Origin of the sequence: Phaeovulum sp. (genome assembly GCF_041596715.1) — a bacterium.
Lineage (GTDB): Bacteria > Pseudomonadota > Alphaproteobacteria > Rhodobacterales > Rhodobacteraceae > UBA6213.
Map to the genome: position 1 here is coordinate 1 of NZ_JBFHIA010000081.1, position 11,884 is coordinate 11,884.

Sequence of the window (11,884 nt, forward strand, 5' to 3'; positions counted from 1 at the left end):
CCATCCAGTAAAGCCGCGCCCAACCGCGCGCCTTGCCCAGCGCGATAAGATCTTCAATCAGCGCCCGCCCGACGCCCTGCCCGCGCACATCTGCCGCCACGAACAGGTCTTCAAGATAGCCGTCTGGCCCCAGCGTCCATGTGCTCAGATGCCAGTGATGTGCGGCAAAACCGCATACCTGCCCAGCCACGACCGCCAGCCTCAGCCCCAGCCGCGATTCGGGGGCAAGCGCGCGCGCCCAGGTGGCATCCGTCACCTCGGCCGGCAGTTCGACGCCATAAAAGCCAAGGTAATCGGCCCAAAGCGCGCGCCACGCGGTCTCGTCGCCTGCCTCAGCGTCGCGGATTTCAACGCGCATCTGGATCGGTGGGCGCATCCGGGTCGGCCTTGCCCACGCCCAGAAAGACGCGGCGGAAGGGCAAAATCCAGACAACGCCCAGAATCAGATAGACCAGCATTTCCAGCGGCACCGGCATACGACCAAAACTGCGATCCCACCACGCCATGAACGCCAGCGCAGCGGCGATCCAAAGTGGCATGACCACAAGCAGAACCACGATCGAAAGCCTGCGGCGGGTGCGATACTTCATCGATCAATCCACAAACGGGTCGGTGACAAGGATGGTATCGTCACGCTCGGGGCTGGTTGAAAGCATGGCCACCGGGCAATCGATCAACTCTTCGATCCGGCGAACGTATTTGACCGCAGCGGCGGGCAGATCGGCCCAGCGGCGCGCGCCTGCGGTGCTTTCGGCCCAGCCTTCGAGTTCTTCATAAATCGGCACGACCTTGGCTTGCAGCGCGGCAGCGGTGGGCAGGTAGTCGTATCGCACCCCGTCGATTTCATAGCCAACGCAGATCTTCAGCGTCTCGAACCCGTCAAGCACGTCAAGCTTGGTCAGCGCGATGCCTTTTGCGCCGGAAATCGCGCAGGTCTGGCGCACCAGCACTGCGTCGAACCAGCCGCAACGGCGCTTGCGCCCGGTCACGGTGCCAAACTCGTGCCCGCGCTTGCCCAGCGTGTCACCATCCTCGTCATGCAACTCGGTCGGAAACGGGCCTTCACCGACACGGGTCGTATAGGCCTTCACGATTCCCAGAACGAAGCCCACGGCGTTCGGGCCAAGCCCCGTGCCCGAGGCCGCCATGCCCGACATCGTGGTGGACGACGTGACATAGGGATAGGTGCCGAAATCGACATCCAGCAACGCACCTTGCGCGCCTTCGAACAGGATGCGCTTACCCGCGCGCCGCGCCTCGCCCAGCACTTTCCAGACGGGTTGCGCAAAGGGCAACAGCTTTGGCGCGATCGCCTTAAGCCGCGCGGTCAGCTCTGCCCGGTCGATTGGGGCAGCCCCAAGACCCACGCGCAAGGCGTCGTGATGCGCAAGCAACCGATCGATTCGCGATTCCAGCGTTTCATCGTCGCCCAGATCCGCAACGCGGATAGTGCGCCGACCGACCTTGTCTTCATAGGCCGGGCCGATGCCGCGGCCAGTGGTGCCGATCTTGGCATTGCCCGCCGCCGCTTCGCGCAGCTGGTCGAGGTCTTGATGCAGCGGCAGGATCAGCGGCGTGTTTTCCGCGATCATCAGGTTTTCGGTAGAAATCGTAACGCCCTGCGCCGTCAGCTTGTCTATCTCGGCAAAAAGCGCCCAAGGGTCGAGCACCACGCCGTTGCCGATGACCGCCAGCTTGCCGGGCCGCACGATGCCCGAGGGCAGCAGTGACAGCTTGAACACGGTGCCGTTGATCACCAGCGTATGGCCCGCGTTATGCCCGCCCTGAAAGCGCGCGATCACATCGGCGCGCTCGCTCAGCCAATCGACGATCTTGCCCTTGCCCTCGTCGCCCCACTGGGCGCCGACTACCACGACGTTGGCCATGCCATTCTCCTCGGTTCACAAACCGCTGGAGATATAGCGGCCGGGCCGCGGCGATGAAACCGCTATTTCACCCCCGGATGCACTTGCCGCGAGGGCAAACTGCCCCAGCGCCAACCTGATCGGCCTTTGCGCCCCGCCCCGTCGGGCGATCACGCGTGACACGATCCACCCGGCGCAGGGCTAAACGGCCTTGCACGATGCAGCCCATGCGCCTAGATAGGCGCGTCAAATGTCCAACCGGCCCGGGGTCTCATGGAAAACGTCATTCTTACCATCCACCTGATCCTTGCGCTTTTGCTGATCGGTATCGTGCTGTTGCAGCGTTCCGAAGGCGGCGGGCTTGGCATGGGCGGCGGCGGCGGTGGCGGCGGTGTGATGACCGGCAGGCAAGCCGCCAATGCACTTTCGAAAATGACCTGGATTTTTGCGGTGGCCTTTATTGGCACGTCAATCACGCTCACCGTGCTATCGGCGCGCGCCGCATCGACCGCATCGGTGGTCGATACCGCGGCACCCGAGGCAACCGCGCCCGTAGCACCGGTTCTGCCCAACCTCTCCTTGCCGGCGCTGCCCTCTGACGCGCCCGCCACGCCGCCGCCCGCAAACTGACGCGGCCACTAGTTTTTGCGCTTCTTGCCGCAGTTGCACCAACTGCTTGCGGTCTGTTGCGGGCAAGGCGCGAATCTGATAAGCGTCAAATCCCGTGGTACAGGGCCTGTGCAGGCCCATTGGCCTGAGTATTTCTGAACCGATCACGGGGGCTACCGACATGGCACGTTACGTTTTCATCACCGGCGGTGTTGTGTCTTCGCTTGGCAAGGGGTTGGCCTCGGCGGCCCTCGGCGCGCTTTTGCAGGCACGCGGGTTTTCTGTGCGATTGCGCAAGCTTGACCCTTACCTCAACGTCGATCCCGGCACGATGAGCCCATTCGAGCACGGTGAGGTCTTCGTGACCGACGACGGGGCGGAAACCGACCTAGACCTTGGCCATTACGAACGCTTCACCGGGGTTGCCGCGCGCAAGACCGACTCGGTATCCTCGGGTCGCATCTATTCCAACGTGCTCGAAAAAGAGCGGCGCGGTGCATACCTTGGCAAGACGATTCAGGTCATTCCGCACGTAACCAACGAGATCAAGGATTTCCTCGACGTTGGCGACGACGAGGTTGATTTCATGCTCTGCGAGATCGGCGGCACGGTGGGCGACATCGAGGGGCTGCCCTTCTTCGAGGCGATCCGCCAGTTCGGCCAAGACCGCCCGCGCGGACAGGTGATCTACATGCACCTGACGCTGCTGCCCTACCTTGCCGCCAGCGGCGAGTTGAAAACCAAGCCCACGCAGCACTCGGTCAAGGAACTGCGCTCGATCGGCATTGCGCCCGATATTCTGGTCTGCCGCTCTGAACATCCGATTCCCGAAAAGGAACGCGCCAAGATCGCGCTGTTCTGCAACGTGCGCCCCGATGCGGTGATTCCGGCCTACGACCTCAAGACCATTTACGAGGCACCGCTGGCCTATCATCGCGCGGGCCTTGACCGCGCCGTTCTCGACGCCTTCCAGATCAGCCCGGCACCGCGCCCCGATATGGCGCGCTGGGAAGACGTGATGGACCGCATCCAGAACCCCGAGGGCGAAGTGCGCGTGGCGATCGTCGGCAAATACGTGCAGCTGGAAGATGCCTACAAATCCATCGCCGAGGCGCTGACGCATGGCGGCATGGCCAACCGCGTGAAAGTGCGCGCCGAGTGGATCAACGCCGAAATCTTCGAAACCGAAGACCCCGCACCGCATCTGGAACGCTTTCACGCTATTCTGGTGCCCGGCGGCTTTGGCGAGCGCGGCACAGAGGGCAAAATCAAAGCCGCGCAATTCGCCCGCGAAAAGGGCGTGCCCTACCTCGGCATCTGTCTTGGTATGCAGATGGCAGTGATCGAAGCGGCGCGCAATCTGGCGGGTGTCACCAATGCCGGGTCCGAAGAGTTTGACAACGAGGCTGGTAAAAAGCGTTTTACGCCAGTAGTTTACCACCTCAAGGAATGGGTGCAGGGCAACCACAAGGTCGAGCGCAAGGTCGATGACGACAAGGGCGGCACGATGCGCCTTGGTGCCTATACCGCGATGCTGAAGCCGGACTCGAAAGTGGCAAGCATCTACGGGGCAACCGAGATCGAAGAGCGCCACCGTCACCGCTACGAGGTTGATGTGGCCTACCGCGCCAAGCTCGAGGCTTGCGGCATGGATTTTTGCGGCATGAGCCCCGATGGCCGCCTGCCGGAAATCGTCGAATACCGCGATCATCCGTGGTTCATCGGTGTGCAGTTCCACCCCGAACTGAAAAGCAAGCCCTTCGCTCCGCACCCGCTTTTTGCCGATTTCATTCGCGCCGCGGTCGAAGCAAGCCGTCTGGTATGATGCTGCTCTTGCAGCTGTGATGATTTGTCATCGCAGCTTGCCTTGCCTCTGGCCATGGCGCGGGCCACACTTGCCCGGCAGGAGGCATGATGGGCAAGGCAAAAGTCAGCGCGATCATCGGGGTTGCGGCGGCAGGACTGCTGGCGGGCGCGGGCATCGCGGCCGCAGACGGTATTTCCATTGCCGACTGCAACACCTTGAACCTTCCTGTTCAGATAGATTTTGAAAACTATCCGCGCGTCGTGAATGGCACGCGCTACGACGACGTTCAGCATTTCAATGGCGCCGATATTGGCGAGCATTTCGAAGGCCAGACGCTGGTCAACTACGACAATTTCGACGTTCTGGACACTTTCGCGAGCGCGCCGCTGCAATTGCGGGCAGGCGAGCCGGGAAAGAACCTGTCGGTCGAGGCGCATGGGCCGCGGCAAAATACCCTTTACGGGCTTGGCCCGGTGGGGTTCGAGCACAAGAACGGTTCGGGTGAAGGTGCGATCTCGATTCTGTTCTGGGCCGATCAGCAAGCCTTCGGCGCGGTGTTCGAGATGGAAATGGCCTATGCAGGCTCTCCTCCCGCCGGCGAAGTGCGCCTGATATTTTTTTCGCGCGATGCCCGCTTGTTGGGCGACATACACTTGACCGGCGCGGGCCGCACGAAAGCCTGCTTTCAGTCAAGCGGCGCAGGTATCGCCGGGGTGACCATCACCAATACAGACGCGCAAGGCATCTCGGTCGATGACATCTCGTTCGACCGGGTGCTGGTGGTTGGCTAAGGCTGCTTAGGGCGCGGGCGAAAGGGTGAAGGCCAGCACCTGCGCATCGGCCTGCAAAGCTGCCAGCGCAACATCTGAAACCCTGATCGTGACGCTTTCGCTGCTCGCCAATTCCACCAAAGGGGCAACCGTGGGTGCGGCGTTGACCCATGCCGAAGGTGCGGCAAGCACAAGCGGCGCATCCCCGTCATGCATCACCTCAACGCTCAGCGCGCCAAGTTCGACCGATGCGCCAAGCTCAAGATATTCGACATCACGGTTCATCGCGGCAAAACGCGCGGCGTCAAACAGCAGATGCACCTCTACGGCAGGCCACACGGCCCGCGCCGCCAACCCGATTGGCGCCTTGCCCGAAATAGCTGCGCCCTGCGCGACCAACTCGCTTTTTGCACTGAACTCGAGCCAGCTGTCGCTGTCGTCGCCGCTACAAATCGCAGCCGAACTGGGCGTGATGTATTTCGCAACAACCTCCATGATCGCGGCCTTTTTGCTCGGCGCAATCGCTGAGCGAGGAAATCTCGACCCGGTAAAGCGCCGATACGGGTGCAGCGCCCTTGCCTGCGGCAACATCGAACACATCCGAACTGAACAGCACGAAGCGGCTGTCAGCACGGCACGCCGCCAGCGCCAACACCGCCATCATCACTCCGGCCAGCCCTGCGCGCATCCTGCCCCCGGCTCCCGCCCCGAAACACATTCAGGATACGCCGAATGTTCCGTCGCGCAAGACAAAGGCCAGCACAGCTGAATGTGTCTTGCCGCCCGCCCTTGCCCCGATATAGTTGAACCATGGTGGTATCTTTTTTGAAACGCTTACTCGCGCCTCGCCCTGCGGCGCCAAACGTGCCCGAGCGCGAAGTGGCGCTGGCGGCGCTGATGGTGCGCATCGCGCGCGCCGATGGCAGCTATGACGACAACGAACATCAACGCATCGTGCAAGTGCTGGCGCTGCGCGACGGGTTGACCACACCCGAGGCCGAAGCGCTGTGCGCACAAGCCGAAACCCTCGAGGCAAAGGCCGCCGATACCGTGCGCTTTACCCGCGCGCTGAAAGAGATGATCCCGCTGGATGACCGGGTCGGCGTGATCGAGGCGCTCTGGCAGGTCGCGATGGCCGATGGACACCGCGGCGCGGATGAAGATGCCCAGATTCGGCTGGCGGCGTCGCTTCTGGGGGTTAACGATCGCGATTCGGCGTTGGCGCGGCGGCGTGTGCGCGCGAGGCTGGGTTGAAGGCGGTAATCAAAGTGGCAAAATGCCTTTCGCAAATCGCGCGACCTAACGTAACTATTCGCCACTCCGACGTTGCAATCCATCTGAAAATCGCGCCCAATGGCCGGGTTGAACTGAAATGAGACTATCGTGACCCCGCTGCCCCCCGTCATCGAGATCAGCAATCTTCACAAGGCCTATGGCTCTCTTGAAGTGCTCAAAGGCGTTTCGCTGCGCGCCGAACGTGGACAGGTTGTCAGCCTGATCGGTTCGTCCGGCTCGGGCAAATCGACCATGCTGCGCTGCGCCAATCTGCTTGAAGACAGCCAATCAGGCGAGGTTCTGTTTGAAGGCGAGGCGGTGAAATGGCGCGGGCAAGGCCTGCATCGCCACCCCGCAGACCGCGCGCAGGTCGTGCGCTTTCGCACCAACCTTGCAATGGTGTTTCAGCAGTTCAACCTTTGGTCGCACATGTCGGTGCTGCAAAACGTCATGGAAGCGCCACTTACGGTGCTGGGCGAGTCGCGCAGTACAGTAGAGCCCCGCGCCCGTGCGCTGTTGGAAAAGGTCGGCATCGGCGAAAAGGCCGAGGCTTGGCCTGCCCAGCTTTCGGGTGGCCAGCAGCAGCGCGCCGCGATTGCGCGCGCGCTTTGCATGCAGCCCAAGGCGCTGTTGTTCGATGAGCCAACTTCGGCGCTCGACCCGGAATTGCAGGCTGAAGTGGTGAAGGTCATCAAGGATCTTGCGGCCGAGCATCGCACCATGATCCTTGTCACCCACGACATGCGGCTTGCAGCAGACGTGTCAAACCACGTCATCTTTCTGCATCAGGGCCTGATCGAAGAAGAAGGCTCGCCTGCCGAGCTGTTCGGGGCACCGCGCTCTGAAAGGCTCAAGCAATTCCTATCCGCGACGATGGTCGCGTAAAACTGACCCACCGATAACCCAACGGGAGCTATGACAATGAAAAAACTGGTAATGATGACCGCCGCGCTGGCACTGAGCGCGGGCTTCGCCTCGGCGCAAACGGTTGTGCGCATGGGCACGGAGGGTGCCTACCCTCCCTACAACTTCATCAACGACAAGGGCGAGGTCGACGGTTACGAACGCGAACTGGGCGACAAGATGTGTGAATTGGCGGGCCTGACCTGTGAATGGGTCACCACCGATTGGGATTCGATCATCCCCAACCTGCTTTCGGGCAACTACGACACCATCATCGCGGGCATGTCGATCACCGCCGAACGCGGCGAAGTTGTCGATTTCACGCAAAACTACATTCCGCCGGCGGCATCGTCCTACATGGGCATGACGGCCGACGCCAACATCAAGGGCCGCATTTCGGCGCAGATCGGCACCATTCAGGCCGACTATGTCGCTGAATCGGGCGCCACGCTGCTGGAGTTCGCCACGCTTGACGACACGGTTGCCGCAGTGAAAAACGGCGAAGCCGACGCGGTGTTTGCCGACAAGGACGCGCTTATGCCCTTCGTGACCGAAAGCGGCGGTGAGTTTGTCTGGGCGGGCGAAGAAGTGCAACTGGGCGGCGGCGTCGGCATGGCGCTGCGCAAGACGGATACCGAACTGCGCGCCAAGTTCGATGCGGCCATCACCACCCTCAAGGCCGATGGCACGATCAATGCCCTGATCACCAAATGGTTCGGCGACCAAGCCGTTCTGTACTGATCTGAAAGCGGCAGGGCCGGGCACTGCCCCGGCCCAGCCGCATCCTTGCCATGCTAGAAAGCTGCGCTGACCCTAAGTCACTTGAGGGCCTTGCCTGGACCTTGTGCTACCTGACCACAGGTAAGCAGGTGCTGTTCTATTGGTCATTTCTGACCGTTCTGACGCTGATGGCGGTGACCGCGCCAATCGCGCTTGCCTTTGGCTTTGGCGGCGCTTTGGCTACACGCGCGCAATTCGCGCCGCTGCGATGGTTCGGCAAGGGCTACACCTCGATGGTTCGCGGTGTGCCCGATATCGTGTTTTTCCTGTTTGTGCCGGTGGCACTCGATCAGGGGCTCGAATACCTCCGCCACAAGGTGCTTTGCCCCGACTGGACGGAACCTGTGCGACAAGGCAGCGATTTCGTGGTCTGCGCCGCGGCCAAGCTGCCGCTTTCCAGCAGCCCGCAATCGGTGCACGAGCTTTATGGCTTCGTGCTGGCAGTTGTGGCCTTTTCGGTGGTGTTCGGGGCTTTTGCCGCAAACGTGCTGGCAGGTGCCATGCACGCCGTGCCGCACGCGCAGCTTGAAACCGCCGAAGCCTATGGCATGAGCCGCCGTCAGGTCAGCCGCCGCATCCTGATACCGCAGATGTGGGTCTATGCGCTGCCGGGCCTATCAAACCTCTGGATGATCCTCATCAAGGCGACGCCGCTTTTGTTCCTGCTTGGGGTTTCCGACATCGTTTACTGGGCACGCGAACTTGGCGCACGCAAATCGCAGATCTACGAATATCCGCACCCCGACTGGCGGCTTTGGTATTTCCTTGCGCTGCTGATGTTTTATCTGACCATGACCAAGGTTTCCGAGGTGGTTCTGCGCCGCGTTACCTCGCGGTTGACGCGTGGGCAGGCGACAATGGCGGGTGAGGCCATGCGAAAGGCGGGCGGATGAGCTGCGGTCAGATCATACTCGATTACGGCCTGCGCTCGGTCGGTATTGGCGCGCAGTTGTTGCCGCGTGGCGAGTTCACGCTTTGCCATCAGTTCACGCTGATCGGCTCGGGGCTTATCTGGAACGTCTATTTCGCGGTGCTGGCCCTCGCATTCGGCTTTTTCGCTGCCACCGGGCTTGCACTGGCAAAATCGGCCCGCTCGCGCTGGCTGCGCAAACCTGCCGAGTGGTTCATCTTCGTGTTTCGCGGCTCGCCCTTGTTCATCCAGTTTTTCCTCGTCTATGAGGCGCTGGTGATGTTGCCGCGCGCCGGAATCGACGTGTTCGGCCTGACCATCGCCACATCGTGGCTGACCCGCGCTTGGGCCGGGGCACTTTTGGTGCTGTTTCTCAATACCGCCGCCTATTCCGCCGAAATCTTCTACGGCGCGCTGATGGCGGTGCCCAAGGGTGATATCGAGGCGGCCGATGCCTATGGCATGACCGGCTGGACTAGGTTTCGCCGGGTTCTCTGGCCAACCATGCTTCGGCTCGCTTGGCCCAGCTACACCAACGAGGCGATTTTTCTGTTCCACGCCACCACGTTGGTGTTCTTCTCGGGCTTTCCGTCGTTCCAGCAAAAGGGCGACGCGCTTTACTATGCCAAGTTTTTCGCAGACAAGACCTTCAACCCTTTCGTGCCCTATCCGATCGCAGCGTTCTATTTCGTGCTTTTGACGCTGTCATTGATCGGGTTGTTCGGATGGGTCAACCGCCGCCTGAACCGTCATCTGCCGGGGGCTCGCCCCCGCCTGAGGATCAGGCCGCAGATCATCAGGTGAGGATATGGACTGGCTGAGAGAGCACCCCGAGGTGCGCACGATCCGCGTTGCAGCGGCGGACCTGAACGGGGTAGCGCGGGGGAAACGTATCCCCGCCCGATTTGCAAGCAAGGTATTCACCGACGGAACGCGCTTTCCGTTCTCGGTCATGAACCTCGACATCTGGGGCGAAGACATCGAAGATAGCCCGCTGGTGTTCGAAACCGGCGATGTGGACGGCGTGCTGATGCCGACCGAACGTGGTTTCGTGCCGATGCCCTGGCTTGATGCGCCAACCGCGCTGTTGCCGATCTGGATGTTCCATATGGATGGCCGCCCCTATGCGGGCGATCCGCGGCAGGCACTTGCCTCGGTTGTGCACCGCTACGCCGATGCCGGCCTGACGCCGGTGGTTGCGACCGAACTTGAGTTCTTTCTGATCGACGATTCGGGCACCAAATTGCGGGTGCCGCCGTCGCCGCGGTCTGGCAAGCGCCGCACCGGGGGCGAAATCCTCAGCCTGCGCGCGCTCGATGCCTTCGATACCTTCTTCACGGCGCTCTACGAAGCCTGTGAAGAGATGGATATTCCCGCCGACACCGCGATTTCCGAAGCAGGGCCCGGGCAATTCGAAATCAACCTCGTGCATCAGGGCGACGCGCTGAAGGCCGCAGATGATACCTGGCTTTTCAAGATGCTGGTCAAGGGGCTGGCGCGGCGCTACGGATTTGCCGCCTCTTTCATGGCCAAGCCCTATGACATGTGGTCCGGCAACGGTATGCACATGCATTTCTCGGTGCTCGACACGCAGGGCCGCAACATCTTCAACGACGGAACCCCCGAAGGGTCTGAAGAAATGCGCCACGCGGTGGCAGGCTTGCTTGAGGCGATGCCCGGCTCGACACTAATCTTCGCACCGCACGAAAATAGCTATGACCGTTTGGTGCCAAATGAACACGCCCCCACCGGCATCGGCTGGGCGTTTGAAAACCGAACCGCCGCACTGCGCATCCCCGCATCGCGCCCGGTTGCGCGACGCATCGAGCATCGCGTCGCGGGGGGCGATGTGAACCCATACCTCATGATCGCTGCGGTGCTGGGTGCGGCACTCAATGGCCTTGAGGACCGCAAGTCGCCCCCTGCCCCGATCATCGGCAACGCCTATGAACAAGGTCTGCCGCAGCTTCCCGGCACTTGGGAAGATGCGATCGAGGCGTTCTCCACATGCCCGAGCTTGCGGCGCATTTTCCATGCCGAGTTGATCGAAAACTATCTGATGACCAAGCGGCAAGAAATCCACTACATGGCCGAGCTTTCGGATCAAGAGCAGTCCGAGCTTTACCTCGAAACCGTCTGAAGGCCGGGGGCCTCGCGCCCCCGCCCCTGCCCCCCTTGCGCGCCCCCTGTGCACAAGGCTAGGCTTGTCACAACCAACATCAGGCTTTCCATGCTGATCGGCATTTTGCAAACTGGCCAATCCCCCGACGTGCTGCGCGCAGAAGCGGGCGATTATCCCGACATGTTCCAAAAGCTGCTCGCCGGGCGCGGATTTGATTTCCGCAGCTATCATGTAGAAGGCGAGGATTTTCCCGCCGATGTGCATGAATGTGACGGCTGGCTGATAACCGGGTCGCGCCACGGCGCGTATGAAGACCATGCCTTCATCCCCCGCCTCGAGGCGTTTTTGCGCGCGGCCTACGCCGCAAATGTGCCGATAGTCGGCATCTGCTTTGGCCACCAGATCTTGGCGCAGGCGCTCGGCGGCAAAGTGGAACGCTCGCCCAAAGGCTGGGCGGTCGGCCCGCAAGAATATGACTTCGGCGGCGAGAAGCTGACGCTCAACGCATGGCACCGCGATCAGGTCACGGTACCCCCACCCGGCGCCACAGTGACCGCGCGCAACGATTTTTGTGAATATGCGGGCCTTGCCTATGGCGACCGCGCCATGACCGTGCAAGCGCACCCCGAGTTTTCCGATGCATTCGTCTCTGGCCTGATGCGCACCCGCGGCCCCGGCCTTGTGCCAGAACCCTTGATGGAACGCGCGCGGGCGCAGCTTGGCCAGCCCAATTCCGCCCCCACCATTGCCGACCAAATCACCCAATTTTTCCTGCGTCCGAGACCCACACGAGCCTGAAAGGCAAATCCCATGTCCGATTGGATGGACAAGCTTCCGCAAGCC

At 61.7% G+C, this 11,884-nt stretch carries 15 protein-coding genes; 10 read left to right on the forward strand and 5 right to left on the reverse strand.

Features of this window, described 5'->3' with window-relative positions:
* From ABY403_RS07380 to ABY403_RS07390, 3 genes are all read right to left on the reverse strand, one after another.
* Nucleotides 1–376, reverse strand: a 376-nt coding sequence (locus ABY403_RS07380; RefSeq protein ID WP_372840123.1) for an N-acetyltransferase family protein, incomplete at its 3' end; no start/stop codon positions are given.
* Nucleotides 348–590, reverse strand: coding sequence for a DUF2842 domain-containing protein (locus ABY403_RS07385; protein WP_372840124.1), 243 nt, complete (start codon nucleotides 588–590; stop codon nucleotides 348–350). The genes ABY403_RS07380 and ABY403_RS07385, both read right to left, overlap by 29 nt.
* Before the next feature lie 3 nt (nucleotides 591–593).
* Complete coding sequence (locus ABY403_RS07390; protein ID WP_372840125.1) at nucleotides 594–1,886, reverse strand: adenylosuccinate synthase; 1,293 nt, start codon at nucleotides 1,884–1,886, stop codon at nucleotides 594–596.
* 252 nt (nucleotides 1,887–2,138) lie between these two features.
* Here ABY403_RS07390 and secG point away from each other — a divergent pair, with 252 nt between their 5' ends.
* The 3 genes from secG to ABY403_RS07405 all read left to right on the forward strand — a co-directional run bounded on the left by secG (nucleotide 2,139) and on the right by ABY403_RS07405 (nucleotide 5,072).
* Complete coding sequence (gene secG, locus ABY403_RS07395) at nucleotides 2,139–2,495, forward strand: preprotein translocase subunit SecG (protein ID WP_372840126.1); 357 nt, start codon at nucleotides 2,139–2,141, stop codon at nucleotides 2,493–2,495.
* A gap of 160 nt (nucleotides 2,496–2,655) precedes the next feature.
* Entirely contained in the window at nucleotides 2,656–4,299 is a 1,644-nt protein-coding gene (locus ABY403_RS07400) for a CTP synthase (protein WP_372840127.1), read from the forward strand.
* Nucleotides 4,300–4,388: 89 nt separating this feature from the next.
* Nucleotides 4,389–5,072, forward strand: a complete 684-nt coding sequence (locus tag ABY403_RS07405) for a hypothetical protein (protein WP_372840128.1) — start codon at nucleotides 4,389–4,391, stop codon at nucleotides 5,070–5,072.
* A 6-nt stretch (nucleotides 5,073–5,078) separates the two neighbouring features.
* Here ABY403_RS07405 and ABY403_RS07410 read toward each other — a convergent pair whose 3' ends face one another.
* Nucleotides 5,079–5,546 carry a hypothetical protein gene (locus ABY403_RS07410; RefSeq protein WP_372840129.1) on the reverse strand — a complete coding sequence of 156 codons (468 nt, stop codon included), beginning with the start codon at nucleotides 5,544–5,546 and terminating at the stop codon, nucleotides 5,079–5,081.
* Entirely contained in the window at nucleotides 5,497–5,739 is a 243-nt protein-coding gene (locus tag ABY403_RS07415) for a hypothetical protein (protein WP_372840130.1), read from the reverse strand. The genes ABY403_RS07410 and ABY403_RS07415 overlap by 50 nt, the downstream gene beginning before the upstream one ends.
* Before the next feature lie 176 nt (nucleotides 5,740–5,915).
* On the opposite strand from ABY403_RS07415, the gene ABY403_RS07420 reads away from it, so the two are divergent.
* The 7 genes from ABY403_RS07420 to ABY403_RS07450 all read left to right on the forward strand — a co-directional run bounded on the left by ABY403_RS07420 (nucleotide 5,916) and on the right by ABY403_RS07450 (nucleotide 11,839).
* A complete protein-coding gene (locus ABY403_RS07420; RefSeq protein WP_372840131.1) occupies nucleotides 5,916–6,305 on the forward strand; it encodes a TerB family tellurite resistance protein in 390 nt (129 codons plus the stop codon).
* A 129-nt stretch (nucleotides 6,306–6,434) separates the two neighbouring features.
* Complete coding sequence (locus ABY403_RS07425; RefSeq protein WP_372840132.1) at nucleotides 6,435–7,211, forward strand: ABC transporter ATP-binding protein; 777 nt, start codon at nucleotides 6,435–6,437, stop codon at nucleotides 7,209–7,211.
* 36 nt (nucleotides 7,212–7,247) lie between these two features.
* A complete protein-coding gene (locus tag ABY403_RS07430; protein ID WP_372840133.1) occupies nucleotides 7,248–7,970 on the forward strand; it encodes a transporter substrate-binding domain-containing protein in 723 nt (240 codons plus the stop codon).
* A 50-nt stretch (nucleotides 7,971–8,020) separates the two neighbouring features.
* Nucleotides 8,021–8,902 carry an ABC transporter permease gene (locus ABY403_RS07435; RefSeq protein ID WP_372840134.1) on the forward strand — a complete coding sequence of 294 codons (882 nt, stop codon included), beginning with the start codon at nucleotides 8,021–8,023 and terminating at the stop codon, nucleotides 8,900–8,902.
* Complete coding sequence (locus tag ABY403_RS07440) at nucleotides 8,899–9,723, forward strand: ABC transporter permease (RefSeq protein WP_372840135.1); 825 nt, start codon at nucleotides 8,899–8,901, stop codon at nucleotides 9,721–9,723. Before ABY403_RS07435 ends, ABY403_RS07440 begins: the two co-directional genes overlap by 4 nt.
* A gap of 4 nt (nucleotides 9,724–9,727) precedes the next feature.
* The gene (locus ABY403_RS07445) at nucleotides 9,728–11,059 is read left to right on the forward strand and encodes a glutamine synthetase family protein (protein ID WP_372840136.1); all 1,332 of its coding nucleotides are present in this window, start codon (nucleotides 9,728–9,730) and stop codon (nucleotides 11,057–11,059) included.
* Between the two features lie 90 nt (nucleotides 11,060–11,149).
* Nucleotides 11,150–11,839: a type 1 glutamine amidotransferase gene (locus ABY403_RS07450; protein WP_372840137.1), complete on the forward strand. Its 690-nt coding sequence runs from the start codon at nucleotides 11,150–11,152 to the stop codon at nucleotides 11,837–11,839.
* The last annotated feature ends 45 nt before the right edge of the window (nucleotides 11,840–11,884 follow it).